The organism is Psychrobacter sp. UBA3962 (genome assembly GCF_002385225.1).
In the GTDB taxonomy this organism is placed as follows: Bacteria; Pseudomonadota; Gammaproteobacteria; order Pseudomonadales; family Moraxellaceae; genus Psychrobacter.
On record NZ_DGDC01000041.1, the window covers coordinates 28,648 to 43,864 of the forward strand.

At 42.5% G+C, this 15,217-nt stretch carries 12 protein-coding genes; 6 read left to right on the forward strand and 6 right to left on the reverse strand.

Annotation, left to right across the window (positions count from 1 at the left end; genetic code table 11):
• Positions 1-24: 24 nt before the first annotated feature.
• From B3S92_RS09745 to B3S92_RS09765, 5 genes are all read right to left on the reverse strand, one after another.
• Positions 25-906 (reverse strand): beta-1,6-N-acetylglucosaminyltransferase, encoded by an 882-nt coding sequence (locus B3S92_RS09745; protein WP_296205452.1) that lies wholly within the window; start codon positions 904-906, stop codon positions 25-27.
• Between the two features lie 324 nt (positions 907-1,230).
• Positions 1,231-2,097: a bile acid:sodium symporter family protein gene (locus B3S92_RS09750; RefSeq protein ID WP_296205455.1), complete on the reverse strand. Its 867-nt coding sequence runs from the start codon at positions 2,095-2,097 to the stop codon at positions 1,231-1,233.
• 239 nt (positions 2,098-2,336) lie between these two features.
• Positions 2,337-3,443, reverse strand: coding sequence for an alpha/beta fold hydrolase (locus B3S92_RS09755; RefSeq protein WP_296205458.1), 1,107 nt, complete (start codon positions 3,441-3,443; stop codon positions 2,337-2,339).
• Positions 3,427-4,545 (reverse strand): bifunctional 3,4-dihydroxy-2-butanone-4-phosphate synthase/GTP cyclohydrolase II, encoded by a 1,119-nt coding sequence (gene ribBA / locus B3S92_RS09760; RefSeq protein ID WP_296205461.1) that lies wholly within the window; start codon positions 4,543-4,545, stop codon positions 3,427-3,429. Before ribBA ends, B3S92_RS09755 begins: the two co-directional genes overlap by 17 nt.
• A 212-nt stretch (positions 4,546-4,757) precedes the next feature.
• Complete coding sequence (locus B3S92_RS09765; protein WP_296205463.1) at positions 4,758-6,086, reverse strand: replication-associated recombination protein A; 1,329 nt, start codon at positions 6,084-6,086, stop codon at positions 4,758-4,760.
• 394 nt (positions 6,087-6,480) lie between these two features.
• Here B3S92_RS09765 and B3S92_RS09770 point away from each other — a divergent pair, with 394 nt between their 5' ends.
• Positions 6,481-6,966: a hypothetical protein gene (locus B3S92_RS09770; RefSeq protein WP_296205466.1), complete on the forward strand. Its 486-nt coding sequence runs from the start codon at positions 6,481-6,483 to the stop codon at positions 6,964-6,966.
• Positions 6,963-8,036 (forward strand): hypothetical protein, encoded by a 1,074-nt coding sequence (locus B3S92_RS09775; protein WP_296205469.1) that lies wholly within the window; start codon positions 6,963-6,965, stop codon positions 8,034-8,036. The genes B3S92_RS09770 and B3S92_RS09775 overlap by 4 nt, the downstream gene beginning before the upstream one ends.
• A 171-nt stretch (positions 8,037-8,207) precedes the next feature.
• Here the strand turns inward: B3S92_RS09775 and gltA are convergent, their stop codons facing one another.
• Complete coding sequence (gene gltA, locus B3S92_RS09780; RefSeq protein WP_296205471.1) at positions 8,208-9,488, reverse strand: citrate synthase; 1,281 nt, start codon at positions 9,486-9,488, stop codon at positions 8,208-8,210.
• A gap of 1,604 nt (positions 9,489-11,092) precedes the next feature.
• Here gltA and sdhC point away from each other — a divergent pair.
• The 4 genes from sdhC (at position 11,093) to B3S92_RS09800 (ending at position 14,670) form a co-directional block, all read left to right on the forward strand.
• Positions 11,093-11,470: a succinate dehydrogenase, cytochrome b556 subunit gene (gene sdhC / locus B3S92_RS09785; RefSeq protein ID WP_296205475.1), complete on the forward strand. Its 378-nt coding sequence runs from the start codon at positions 11,093-11,095 to the stop codon at positions 11,468-11,470.
• Between the two features lie 17 nt (positions 11,471-11,487).
• Entirely contained in the window at positions 11,488-11,841 is a 354-nt protein-coding gene (gene sdhD / locus B3S92_RS09790) for a succinate dehydrogenase, hydrophobic membrane anchor protein (RefSeq protein WP_208606897.1), read from the forward strand.
• A gap of 151 nt (positions 11,842-11,992) precedes the next feature.
• Entirely contained in the window at positions 11,993-13,843 is a 1,851-nt protein-coding gene (gene sdhA, locus B3S92_RS09795) for a succinate dehydrogenase flavoprotein subunit (RefSeq protein WP_077450680.1), read from the forward strand.
• A gap of 116 nt (positions 13,844-13,959) precedes the next feature.
• Positions 13,960-14,670, forward strand: coding sequence for a succinate dehydrogenase iron-sulfur subunit (locus B3S92_RS09800; RefSeq protein WP_028859107.1), 711 nt, complete (start codon positions 13,960-13,962; stop codon positions 14,668-14,670).
• The last annotated feature ends 547 nt before the right edge of the window (positions 14,671-15,217 follow it).

The window sequence follows — 15,217 nt, forward strand, 5'->3', positions numbered from 1 at the left end:
GTAAATATAGACTAACTATAGAGATTATCTTTCATTTAAAAAAGAGTTCATAAACTTTGAACTGGCATTAGCATTAATCTTTCTTGCGAAAAAACAATTGCTGGCAATCATTTTCAGTGCATCATCTGGCGTCAATACTCTAGGGTATTCTGGTCCAGATCGCCAGTCGATGTATCTTAATGAAGGGACTGGATAATCAGGATGATTAAAAATCTTTATTTCTGGATTAGTTTTAATGATAGTATGGAATATTACTTCATCAGCAGCAAAAGACCGTTTAAACAGGTCTACAAACCACTTGTTGTCATTTATATAGGTTAGTATATATTCTATTGCACTTGCTTTTAAGCCGAACCAATTTGTTCCCTTATATAGTTTAGGTAGCCTATGCTTATTTTCTTCTAGCGACTTATTCTTAAAGAATGAGTCACGCGTAAGATGAAAAATCTTTTTCCTTATTTTAGTAATTAGCTTACTATCTCTCTTATAGAAAACATCTGGATGCTTATATCTAACTCTCTGCTCAATCTTGTCATCTGTCATATTTACATCAAAGTATAAAAAATTATAGTCACTATTATTGCTTAATAGGGATTTAAGTTCAGCATCAGTCTTTAGTGGAATATCATCACCAGATAACAGAAAAAAGTAATCATAATTAAAGTTACATGCGAACCTCATTAGTTCGACTGTTGCTAGCATTAAAGTCTCATCACCCCAGGTTATATCTATTCTATTTGGAATGAAATACACGTTAGAGTTTTTTAAAGTCTCAAAGTCTTTCAAATTGGATTTTTTATCAACGTGTATAAGAATGATGTTTTCAGGGAAAGAAGAGAGGTAATTAACGGTATGTATGAGGGGGTTAGTCATTCTATGACAAGTAAAAGCGTAGATTATTTTCATACAGGTAGCTCTTGTTTATAAAAATATAGTTTAATTTAAATTGAAAGTCAGATGTTTAAGCGCTTGTTTCAAGATAGATTACTCGAATTATACACATATAGAGCACTTTATTTAGATAACATACTCCAACTTTATTTGGGTACTTATAAGGTTTTTTAGCATATTAAGTATTAAGCTATGCAATTAAAAGATTAATAACCTAAGATTCAATATTCATGTCTAGCTAACTTTATAGATTAACCTCTTATTTTAAAGACCATCTGAGACTAATAATCTCATAAGAAGTTTTAATAATAAATAGATCATGAAATAGGAAAGCAGTTTTTAATCATTGAATTTGCGAAACACCCAAATATAAGGCACAGCGACCAAATACATAACCACACTATATACGGCAGCAGGCAGGGTAAAAGCCGGCAATACCGAGTCACTCGATACCGCTAAAATACCAGACAGCGCCAAGGCCATCGAGCTGTTTTGAATCCCCACTTCCATGCCAATGGTTTTAGCATCTCGCCAAGATAAGCCTAGCAACTTAGGTATACCTAAGCCTACGATGAATAGGGCGACTAGCAAAGTGACAATCATTACCGTGATTTGCCCAGACTCATTAAATAACACTTCGCGATTACTAAAGATAGCCACAGCCACCAATATCACAAACAGCGCAAAAGCGACTTTCATAAACTTATCACGGTGAGCTCGGGTAAATTCTGGCTTTTTTTCGTGCATAAAAATGCCCAGTCCGACCGGTAGAGCGGTGATCAAAAACATTTTAATCCCCATACTCACCAAGTTAATCGAACCGCCTTCAGTTCCCAAAAAGTGACCATAGGCCCAAGCGGTTAAAACGGGCACCGTCAGAATAGACACCAAGCTCATCACTGAGGTTAGAGCCACCGATAGCGGTAGATTGCCCTTTAATAAAGTACACAACATATTACTGGTGACCCCGCCTGGGCAGAAGCTGAGTAGCATAAAGCCGAAGGCAAACTCCGGAGCAGGCTTTAGTAATAATATCAGTATCAAGGTTATCACAGGGAGTAGCACCAGCTGTGCAATAAAGCCAATAATAAAAGGCTTGGGTTCTTTAGCGATGTACTTGATATCGGCGATTTGCATCGATAAGCCCAATGCAAACATAATAAAAGCCAGAATAAGCGGCAATAAGGCCACAGAGAGCGTATCCATACTTAAGTCCATTTAGGTATGTGAATAGGTACCTCAAGTATAGGCAATACAACGCGGTGACACAAGCGATGGCGGTTAGACGGGTGTTTAAAGCTAGGTTGGGCGCTGTTTATTAACTATTAGGTCAATTTTTGAATCAGATTTGAGGCAGCGCTGAACTAATGCTTTGTCAGAGCTGATATTCTGTCAGGCTGTATTCGGTTCAGTTATAACCAGCTTAATTTCTAAGGAGTTTCATCTTAACTGGCTTGTAAAAAACGCTTTAAAGCCTGAGCAAATTGAAAGGGTGCATCCAAGGGAATAGCATGACCGGACTCAGCAATTTCAACCACCTCAGCATTGGGTAGGATATCTGCCACCTGGCGTTGCCAAGTAGGATTGTAAAGCTGCGATTGGCCGCCAATTAGCAGAGTTATTGGGGTCTCGGTATGAGAGAGCGCCTCACGGTAATCATAAGGCAGCTGAAGATAAGCGTTTAGACCGCGCAGCTTTTGTTGCCAAGTGGGGTGTTGATACACTGCCAGTTTATAATCTGGCAAGTAGCTGCTGCCTTTGATAAATAGCTGCGAGGGTAGGCGCTGCGCAGACATTAATGAAAATGCTGTCTCCATTTGCGTGATCTGACGCTTTACGGCAAAGGATAACTGAGTGAAGTCACTGATGTTTTTTTGTTCAAAATAGGGCAGTGTGGCCTGTAAGACCTCTCTAAACTGATCAAAGATTTGGGTCTGATTTTTGCCAAAAACGCCACCTTGCCAATCGGGCTGATTGTGCACGATAGGGGACTGGTCGATGTTTAAATAGCGTTTAATTTTAGAATGTTTTTTGGTAGAAGGGCGTTTATTATTAGAAGTCTTGCTGTTGTCGCCAGTAGCTTTAGGGAAACAGTTATCGTTATTGGTATAGCGATTAAAATGCGCCCATACCACCAGCGCTCCCATAGAGATGGCAGCCACATCAACAGAATCTACTTGATGCTTAGTACAAATATGGGTCAGGATAACATCCACATCATCGGCGTATTGCTCGATAAAGTTAAATTCAGTGCTGGGGGTGTCAGCCGCTAAACCAAAACCGCGGAAATGGGGCAGATAAAAACAATATTGCCCAGCCAGCGGTAACACAAAAGGTAAAAACTGACGGGCATCCATACCAAAAGCATGTAACAGCACAACCGGTTCAGCCTCGGGGTTGCCGACTATAGTAATTGGGATAGTAGCCCCATCATAGCTGACCAACTGCTGCAGTCTTACAGTGTAAGGCTGCAGCAGAATAGAAGCTTTATTCTTGGTAGCTTTAAGCGTTCTGCTTAAGCGCGGTGAAAAAGAATTAACGGTTAGGCGCATCAGGAGAGTCGATACATTCTACGACATTTAAATTAAAGCCTGATAATGCGTTAAACTTAAGTGGCGTTGATAATAAGCGCATGTCACGTACCCCTAAGTGACGCAAGATTTGGGCACCCACACCGATACTGCGATAAGGTTGATTGGCTAGGGTAGAGACCGATTGATTATTGCTGGCACGCTCAAGCGCTTCGCCCAAGTCTACCGGCTCGTTGTTGCCGATCCATACTAAGACACCACGCTCAGATTGACTGATTTCTTGCAGTGAATTTTGGACGCTCCAGCCACTGCGGCCGGTGGCATCACGTTTGGCAGAGAATAAGTCACGTAGCGGATGGAAGCCATGCACACGGACCGTACTTACGCCTTCGCTTGGATCACCTTTTACCAAAGCTAAGTGAGTTTCAGAAGCGCCGTATTCCTTAAATTGATACAGAGTAAAAGTACCAAAGTCGGTTTCAAAGGGACGCTTGCTAACTTCATGAACCGTTTGCTCATTGGCAATACGATAGTTAATTAGGTCGGCAATGGTACCAATCTTTAAATCATGTTCAGCAGCGAATTTTTCTAAGTCATCGCGGCGGGCCATGGTGCCATCGGGATTGATAATCTCGACAATTACCGCAGCAGGCTCAAGACCTGCCAAGCGGGCTAAGTCACAGCCCGCTTCAGTATGGCCGGCACGGTGTAAAACGCCGCCTTTTTTGGCCATGATGGGGAAAATATGACCGGGCTGCACGATGTCTTCCGCTTTGGCGGTCGCAGAAACAGCCGCTTGCACGGTACGCGCACGGTCGGCAGCAGAAATCCCTGTGGTTACCCCTTCAGCGGCTTCAATTGAGACGGTGAAATTGGTACTGAATTTGGCTTCGTTATTATCGCTCATTAACGGCAATTCAAGACGACGGCAACGCTCTTCGGTTAAGGTTAAGCACACTAAGCCGCGGGCATGAGTAATCATAAAGTTAATGGCTTCACTATTGATATGAGTGGCGGCCATAATGAGATCGCCCTCGTTTTCGCGGTCTTCATCATCCATTAGGATGACCATTTTACCAATGCGAATGTCTTCAATGATGTCTTTGATATTATCTAGTGCCATGAAAGGTTTCTCTTTTATTGTTTATCTGATTATTAGCTATAACTATGGAGACCATTGTACCTGTAACTGGGGCTGAGTGCCATTCACTGCAGTGAATCAATGCTATTAGAAAAATTGTTGAACAGCAGTCATGAGACAGTCAAAGGGCAAAGATTACCGTTTTATGTCTGCTCTTATGGCTATCTTTTTACTTAGTCTGTTGGGTTGTCTATTTATTTAGGCGTATCGGGCTGAGATTTTAACCACTGCATAAATTGTAGGCTGTGTTGTTCACGCTGGTTATCGGCATAATGATAAAACTGGGTGCCGACTAAGTTATCAGGCAGATATTGCTGAGGCTGATAATGATTGGGGTAGTCATGAGGATAAATGTAGCCCCCACCATAGCCTTGGCTTTGCATCAGCTTGGTTACCCCATTGCGCAGGTGTAGCGGTACTGGCGACTGATCTTTTTGTGCCAGCTGCATCGCTTTGTTAATGGCTAAATAAGTGCTGTTACTTTTTGCCGAAGTGGCCAGATACACCACCACTTGACCTAAGATAATACGGGCTTCGGGCATACCAATCATTTTTACCGAACGTAGCGCGGCATCGGCCAACAGCAACGCATTGGGATTGGCATTGCCGATATCTTCACTGGCCAAGATAACCAAACGCCGGGCGATAAACTCGGGCGGCTCACCGGCCACCAACATACGGGCCATCCAATATAGAGCCGCATCGGGATCGGAGCCACGCACCGATTTAATCATTGCTGAGATGATATCGTAATGCTGGTCGCCATCTTTGTCATAGCGTTGCAATGCCGTTTGGGCCACGCTGGCCAGTAAGGTGTCATCAATGATAATAGGCTGTTGACTGTGATCTGAGGCCTGTACCGCCAGCTCTAATAAATTGAGCGACTTGCGGGCATCACCTTGCGCCAATTTTGCAATCTGCGGCGTGGCTTGTAGCTGAATATCCAGCTTCGATAAAAACTCATCTTCCACAATGGCCCGTTGTAATAACTGCTCAATCTGCTCTTCCGTTAAGGGCTCTAAACGATATACCTGACAACGGGACAATAAGGCATTATTGACACTAAACGAAGGGTTTTCAGTAGTGGCCCCAATTAAGGTAATGTCTCCAGATTCTACGGCCCCAAGTAGAGCATCCTGCTGCGCTTTATTAAAGCGGTGAATCTCATCGATAAACACCACAGGTGCTGCGAAGTCTAAGCCGGTTTGCCCCGATTGATTGCCCGCATCTAATACTTCACGTAGTTGCTTAACCCCAGTATTAATCGCTGATAGGGGATAAAAAGGGCGACCCACGGCATCCGCTAACAGCATGGCAATGGTGGTCTTGCCAATCCCAGCCTCTCCATGCAAAATGAGCGAGGGCAGATGACCATGATCAACAAAGCGGCGGATGGGCGCACCCGGTGCCAGAAGATGAGTCTGTCCAATAACTTGTTGCAATGATTTGGGGCGCATACGCTGCGCGAGAGGCGTATCAGAGTAAGAGGGGTTACGATTATTGGACATAGCGTTGCTGGGCATAGTATCGAGTAATTACCTTAGCGAAATGGATATAGAAGAAACAGAGCAGGGGTTAGTTCCATGATTACAGCTTAAAAGTGGCCAAAATGCAAGTTAAGCTCAGGTAACTGGATATGATTTTTGTAATGCCTACGTCAGCGGGCTGTGTCTAAATGTGCGTGGATGTGACCAGCCCTTGTAGTTATTGATAACCGCACTTATTAACAGTTTATTATTTAAATTTAATGACCTATTATTCTTAAGTTAAAGGTCTCAGTCTATATTTAATATTCTATATTGAAATAGAACATCTTATTGTAGAGTTATCACCATGCGCTTGAAAATAAAAAAGCAATTAACCCAATTTCCAAATCCCATAAAGAACCGCTTGCTTGCCAAAAACTTGGCTTCAAAAATGGAAAAGCAAAAAAGTAGACCGTTAACTGAAGGCGAAATACAGATGGCGCACTCGGTATTTGGAGCAGACTTTGATGTGCGCCAGGTGCGTCTAAAAACAGCCTGGTGGGTACTAAAGAATTATGCCGTTAGCCCCAATGGCAATATTTATTTTAATCCGCAAGACTGGGTAGAGGATTTTAGTAAGCAGTCTCTAGGTAAAAAAAGTTGGCTGATTCACGAGCTTACCCATGTGTGGCAACTGCAAAAAGGGCTAAAGGTGGTGCGCGGGGCCGTTATTAATCGCCGCTATGACTACATTTTGCAGCAAGACAAGCCTTTTTTTACTTATGGTATTGAGCAACAAGCGCGTATGGTGCAAGATTATTTTGTGTGCCGCGAACAGGGCAAAGACTGTGGGGCTTGGCAAGCCTGTATCCCTTTCTTGCAGCACCATAAGAGATACAAAAACAAGGACGATAATAATAAGGAATATAAAGTATGATCGATCACACTCATAACACAAACTCTTTTTCCAAAGCTAGCGTGATAGCAATGAATAGCCGTAAAAGTTTATTGGTAATTGCCCTAGGTGCGGTATTAGGCTTAACAGGCTGCCAACCTAAATCTGAGGATAGCCCCACTGATAGTGACACTGCTTTGTCGCAGCAAGAGAAGGCAAAGCTGGTAATGAGCGAGTCGGCCAAATCCCAAATTGCCCGCTTCGAGGAAGAGTATGTCAATCGTAAACTCAATCTGCAGCAAAGTCAGCTAGCAGAGTATGAAGCTTTGCAAGCTGCTGATAGCCCAGAGGACAATAAGGCTTTGTTTGCTGCTGCTGAAGGGGCGGATAACGCGATTCCTGAGAAGAAGACGGTCGGCCAAAAACTGATTGATCCAAAAAAAGAGGTTCAAAATACAGAAGCAGCGCAAAATAAAGCAAAACAGAATGTAGTGGGTTCTGAGTTGACGGATGCGACAGTGGCTAGCGATGAAGGGACGGGTGCTACTAGCTCAGAGGGTGCTGATCGTCCAAAACCTGATTCATCGAATTCGACAGCCTCGACAACAGCTACCCAGCCAGAGGGCCAAGCAACAGACACTGCACAGTCCAAAGCAGTACAGCCAGGCGAGTCGGATGTGGAGGTGGGGCAGCTAACCCTACAGGAGCTGCCATTAATTAACTTGGCCATTGCGCCACCAGAGGAGCTGAGCGCTGCAGAGATTAAAGAGCGTTATAATGAAGCCATGCAGGCGCTGTATCTTGATGATGCGGAGCCACTACCGGCCCAAGCCATAGATACCTTACTGAGCGTGGCTATGTTAACCCCAGAGGTTTTTAATAACGCAGAGTTGGCACAGCGTTTGGTAATCAAAAGTCCTTCTTTGGCCCGACTATTAAAACAGTATCAAACTTGGGAGCAGATAGAGCGCCAGCAGAGCGCTGAGCTTGAAGCCCTGAAGCAGTCGCAGTCTGCAGAATTTGATGCGTTAACCGCAGAGTTTAATGAGAAAATAGAGGCTTATGACGAGCAAATTAAAAATTATGAAGCCAAATTAAAGCAATTTAAATAGGTCATTTTAAATAGGTTGTTTTAATTGTAGTTTGATTGATCTATTAGATATCTCTAGTTAAGCAGACATAAAAAAGTTAAGCAGACATAAAAAAAGCGCTCGATAGTAATATCGAACGCTTTTTTTGGCTTATAAGCTGGTTATTAAAACAGCTATCAGCCCTTAAATAACTTATTTGCGGTCTTCAACCTTAACGAAGTCACGCTTGGTTTCACCAGTGTATAACTGACGTGGACGACCAATCTTGAATGGTGCTGAGTGCATTTCTAACAAGTGGCTGATCCAACCAGAAGTACGGGCTAGAGCGAAGATAACGGTAAACATTGAAGTTGGGATACCGATTGCTTTTAGGATGATACCTGAGTAGAAGTCAACGTTTGGATATAGGTTACGTTTTACGAAGTACTCGTCTTCTAGAGCGATTTTCTCAAGTTTCATTGCCAGTTCAAGCTTAGGATCATTGATACCTAAGGCACCTAAAACTTCGTCACAAGTTTCTTTCATAACTTTGGCACGTGGGTCGAAGTTTTTGTAAACGCGGTGACCGAAGCCCATTAGCTTCACTTCTTTGCGTTTAACTTTTTCCATGAACTCATCAACGTTTTCTACTGTACCGATTTCATCTAGCATTTTTAGTACAGCTTCGTTAGCACCACCGTGTGATGGGCCCCAAAGTGCTACGATACCAGCAGCGATACAAGCATAAGGGTTGGCACCAGTAGAAGCAGTTAGACGAACGGTAGAAGTAGAGGCGTTTTGCTCATGGTCAGCGTGTAGAGTGAAGATTTTGTCCATCGCTCTAACCAGCACTGGATCTACTTTATAATCTCTATCAGCTGGCGTTGCAAACATCATGTATAAGAAGTTCTCAGCGTAACTGAAGTCGTTACGTGGGTACATGAATGGTTCGCCCTTGGTGTACTTGTAGCTCATCGCAGCGATGGTTGGCATTTTTGAAATCAGGCGAATTGCAGTGATTTCGCGTTGTTTTTCATCAGTAACGTCTAGGTTGTCATGATAGAACGCAGATAGAGCGCCCACAACACCTACCATGATGGCCATTGGGTGCGCATCACGACGGAAACCTTCAAAGAATTTACGTAACTGGTCATGAACCCCAGTATGTTCTCTTACTTTTTTGTAGAAGTCTTCTTTTTGCTCAGCGTTTGGTAAATCACCATGTAGTAGAGCGTAGCAAACTTCTAGATATTCAGCGTTTTCGGCTAATTGATCGATTGGGTAGCCACGGTGTAATAATTCACCTTTGTCACCATCGATGTAAGTGATTTCTGACTCAACAGGAGCCGTTACTTTAAAGCCTGGATCGTAAGTCCAGTAGCCTGCAGTTTGGAAAGCTGAAACGTCAACTACTGACGGACCAAGAGTGCCCTTGATGATTGGTAATTCGTATTCCTGTCCATCTACCTTTAGATATGCAGTTTCGTTAGCCATAAAATCCTCTTAATTATTGGAATAAACAGTAAGTTTGGGGTCGATAACATCCACGATAAAATAGAAAACAGTTAGGCTGTCTTAAGACGAATCTAATTGCTTGCTAAATTAAGCAGGCTATCGGGGTATGACACTTAAAAAACACATTTGCTAATTCACTCACTTAAAGCTTACGACTTTAAAGCCGTCTGCCTCAAATAATTTAATTAGCCTAAAAAACCATTAAAAAATATTTTTTAATTTGCTTTTATTCGGTATAACACTCCCCTAGCTGCCAATAGCTGAAAGTCAGCTGGGTTAACTTTTGGGGTGTTATTTATGCCTATTTCCCTGGCAAGGATGACTGAAAAAGGTCATGATTGCTAGCTTATATCACTTCTCTAAGCTCAGAGCTAAAAGCTTCTAGGTTTAGAGTGGTTTATAAAGTCATATTAGCAGTTTTAGACCCAATATGGGAAAGGTATTGGCACATACCGATTATATACTAGCAGTAAGTCTATTGAATTGAAAAAACATTTATAACGCAAAATCCCCTCTTTAGTCAATCTATGCCCGCCAACTTGATAACTTTTCAAGCGTTTTTAAGTCACTCTTGTTTTAACGGGCAAAACATTTTTTACCTTACAGCATAAACTCATTAACCGCTTCATTATAAAGCTAAGCCTTAAAGTAGAATGGGGGATAGGCAAGTGGTTGAGCCTGCTTTGCTAGGATTGACATGGGGTTTTTTTGGTAATATTTAGTTACGCTTTAGTAAGAATCGCTGTCATAAAGTCAGCTTAGACACAGTCGACTATGATCTTCTTCTTATATTCTGCTAATAAATAACCAATATCAAAATAGAAAACGCATGTTAAGAGTTTAAAGCGCAGTTTTTTGGCCAAAGGGAGCTAGAGTCGCTTGTTTATAAGTACCTTTGAAGCTAGGTCTATATCAATAAACAGATTTTGGCCATAACATTAAAGGCCAGTAAGGAAGCTTAAAGAGTTAACCTAGATTGACAAAGACCAGTAACAAGCTTAACTTAGGGTAATATCTATAAATAAAGTGAATATAAAAGCTAATTTGGTATTTTATTTGTAATTGATAGCAACAAACTCTATAATTACTGCGTTATAGATGCTGGCTTACCATTTATTTAATTGATTGTGAGTGCAGAAAAAGACGTAGATTTATAATTAGTATCAGGGGTAATCCCTATTTAGTACGGTTTATAACAGTATTAATTATAAATTTTCGAGAGTGTTTTCTTGCAAAATCAATAAGTTAACTAAATGTTGGTCGCCAACGCCTTAAAGGCGTAAGCTTTAGCATCGAATCTATATGCTCTAACTTATTTTTATACTTAATTATTTATTTTATTTATATTTAAGCAATATATTTAGAGTGCTGTAGCTTTACAGTACGGCTAGGTATGAATTTAGCCAGTTAGCAACTCCTTAACTTATCCGTCTCGTGTCCGTCTTAGGCCTCAAGCTGTGGTAATGAATGACTTAAGCCAATAACTGCTGATAAAGTAAGTGTGACTTTTTATCTCATTACCCAATGAGTCGCTGAGCCTTAGGAGCGTAACCACGAGTGTCAACCGCAAAAGGACGCCCGCTGTGAAAAGCAACCGACCGATTAATCTGCCACTTAGCCAAGTGATAAGCGTTAACAGTTCACCGACGGCCAGAGCTTCGATTTTACATCGTATCTCAGGAATTATTCTTTTCATCCTAATTCCAGTGATGCTATGGCTTTTGCAAACTTCTTTATATTCTCCTCACCATTTCGCCGCTGTTTTTGACAACATGGTGCTGCGCTTTATTGTGTGGATCTTTGTTGCCGCGACTGCTTACCATTTTGTTATGGGTATCAAACATTTATTTGCCGACATGGGCTTCAACGAAGACCATCAGTCTGGTAGAACAGCGTCAATTGTGAGCTTTGTTATTGCCGCTATATTGATAGTGCTGTCATTTATATGGGTGATGTTCTAATGAGAAATGATTCTGGAATTAAAAGTGCGACAGGCCTAACTGGCTCAGGTTCGCGCGATTGGATTATGCAGCGTATCAGCGCTGTGGTATTAGCAGTATATGCCGTAGTTATGGTGGCTTTCTTCTTGTTCAATGGCAGTGTTGGCTATGAACAATGGGTAATGTTCATCATGAGCATGCCAATGCGTTTGTTAAGCTTGTTGGCAATCGTTGCCTTAGCGGTACACGCCTGGGTAGGGATGTGGACGGTATTCACCGACTATATCAAATCTACGGGCTTACGCATCGTGCTACAGGCTGCTATGATTATCGCAATTTTGGTGTACCTATTCTGGGGCGTCATGATTTTTTGGGGCCGCGGTATCATGTAATTAGCTAAAGCCTGCTTTAGTTAGTTAATGAACCAAAACCACTTTAGAGTAAAGCGAGCCTGTCTGGTAATGTGAGGCTATAAAGAACTGATACTTTATAGCGCCCATCGCCAGCTAATATGACGACTAACGTATTCATTAGGAAAACGTAATGGCAACTAGACAAGACAATACAATTAGCAATATTAAAACCCTAAATTACGACTCTGTTATCGTTGGCGGTGGCGGCTCAGGCATGCGTGCAGCTCTGCAATTAGCAGAAGGCGGCATGAACGTAGCTGTCATTACCAAGGTATTCCCAACTCGTTCGCACACTGTTGCGGCTCAAGGGGGAATTGGAGCTAGTTTAGGTAACATGAGTGATGATAACTGGCACTTCCACTTCTATGACACCGTAAAAGGGTCAGACTGGTTGGGTGACCAAGACGCTATCGAATTTATGTGCCGTGAAGCACCAAAAGTAGTGTATGAGCTTGAGCACATGGGTATGCCGTTTGACCGTAACCCAGACGGAACTATCTATCAGCGTCCATTCGGTGGTCATACTTCAAACTATGGTGAAAAAGCGGTACAACGTGCTTGTGCTGCCGCTGACCGTACTGGCCACGCGCTACTACACACGCTATACCAAAAGAACTTGGAAGCGGGTACTGAATTCTTTATCGAGTGGATCGCACTTGACCTTATTAAAGATGAAAAAGGTGACATCAATGGCGTAGTCGCTATTGACCAAGAAACCGGTACTGTAGCCGTATTCCAAGCCACTAACACTATATTAGCAACAGGTGGTGCAGGTCGTATTTTCGCCGCTTCTACCAACGCTTACATTAACACTGGTGACGGCCTAGGTATGGCAGTACGTGCAGGTATTCCATTACAAGATATGGAATTCTGGCAGTTCCACCCAACGGGTGTGTTCGGTGCTGGTGTACTATTAACCGAAGGTTGCCGTGGTGAAGGTGCTATCTTACGTAACAAAGATGGTGAAGCTTTCATGGAGCGTTATGCGCCAACCGTTAAAGACTTGGCCCCTCGTGACCTAGTATCACGTTCAATGGACCAAGAGATTAAAGAAGGCCGTGGCTGTGGTCCAAATGGTGATCATATCGTGATGGACATGACTCACTTAGGTGTGGACACCATTATGAAGCGTCTGCCTTCAGTATTTGAGATTGGCAAAAACTTTGCTAACGTTGATATTACCAAAGAGCCAATCCCAGTTATTCCAACCATTCACTACATGATGGGCGGTATCCCAACCACGATTAACGGTCAGGTTATTGTTCCAGATTTAGAAGGTCCAGTAGACGAAGAAGGTCTATACACTGAAGGTAAGATCGTTAAAGGTCTATATGCCATTGGTGAGTGTGCTTGTGTGAGTGTTCACGGTGCCAACCGTTTAGGTACCAACTCATTACTTGACTTGGTAGTATTCGGCCGTGCTGCGGGTAAACATATCATTGATAACTTCAGCAGCTCTGACCACAACTATCATCCAATGAACCCTCGTGTTCTAGACTTCACTATGAACCGCTTGAATAAGCTACAGCAGTCTACTCAGGGCTACAATGCTCAAGACGTGGCGGATGAAATTCGTGCAACGATGCAGAAGCACGCCAGTGTGTTCCGTACTCAAGCCTTGATGGATGAAGGGGTTGAGAAGTTATTAGCACTTCAAGAAAAAGTGGATAACATTCACTTAGCCGATAAGTCGCAAGTGTTCAACACTGCGCGTATTGAAGCGTTAGAAGTGGCTAACCTTTACGAAGTAGCCAAAGCAACTATGCTTTCAGCTTCTAAGCGTCATGAGTGTCGTGGTGCCCATACCGTGCTTGACTATGAGCGTCCAGAAGATGATGCTGTTGCGCCGAACGGTCGTAACGACAACGAATGGATGAAGCACACTATTTGGTACTCTGAAGGCAATAAGATTATTTATAAGCCAGTTCGTAAAGTACCATTGACTGTTGATTACGTTGAGCCAAAAGTACGCGTTTACTAAGCCAAGCTTGATTAACGTAACCTATTTGAATTTAATTTTTTGAATTAGTAAAGCTGTGGAGCCTGACCCAAGTTGGGAGATTGTAAAGCAGCTTTACGCCGTGTGGAGTTAGCACTATGAGCCGAGGTACTCGCACCATTGAGATATACCGCTACGATCCTGATAAGGACGCAGCCCCTTACATGCAAACTTATACGATTGAGCTTTTAGACTCAGATCGTATGTTGCTTGACGTTTTACTACGTTTGAAAAAACAAGATGAAAGCATCACGTTTAGACGCTCTTGCCGTGAAGGTATTTGTGGTTCTGACGGGGTGAACATCAATGGTAAAAACGGTTTAGCATGTTTGGTTAACATGAACACCCTACCAGAAAAAATCACAGTACGTCCTCTACCAGGTCTGCCTGTGGTACGTGACTTGGTTGTGGACATGAACCAATTCTACGAGCAGTATGAAAAAGTTCATCCTTTCTTAATTAACGATCAGCCAGCACCACCAACAGAGCGTCTACAGTCTCCTGAACAACGTGAGAAGCTAAACGGTCTGTATGAGTGTATTTTATGTGCTTGCTGTTCAACCAGCTGCCCATCTTTCTGGTGGAACCCAGATAAGTTCTTAGGTCCATCTGCGTTACTTAACGCTTACCGTTTCGTAGCAGATAGCCGTGATACCGATACTCAAGCACGTTTGGCACGTATGGATGACCCATTCAGCCTATTCCGTTGCCGCGGTATTATGAACTGTGTGGCGGTTTGTCCTAAAGGCTTGAACCCAACGCGCGCGATTGGTCATTTACGTAACCTGTTACTAGAACAAGCGGGCTAATCGTTACCTTAATTGGGTTTGGTTAATTTAGACACTAATAATTTTAATTTAAAAAAAAGGTATCACTATCGATTAGCAATACTTTACGTGAATGCCACAGACCTCTATTTGTTGATAGGGGTCTTTTTTTGTTAAAATTAGCATTGTGCAAATGATGAACATTTAGTTTCTAAATACCTAGTATGTAGGAAACGAAACTAGAGCTTTTTGGTGACATATTACCCTTACTTTGAGTGTTCAACTGTATTCTTAGTTCATTTCGAGGTAGAATATGGCCTAGGTTGACGGTAATAAAAGCCACGATAACAATCGGGGTTTGGATAGAACAGAATCCTACCTAAATGAGGTTGGCTGTTTTGATTATGTCTGTTTTCATTGCGCCTCTATTGACTGAAAGAGACTCTGTTTTCTAGCTAAGCGTCAAGATTTTAATCTATCCTAGCGTGGACAAGGCTTATAGTAGAAAGAGCTTAAAGCTAGTAATCAACTAAAATGTCCCCATAGTGGTTAATAGGTAGAGAAATAGCTAGGTTGGTGAGTTTAGCTG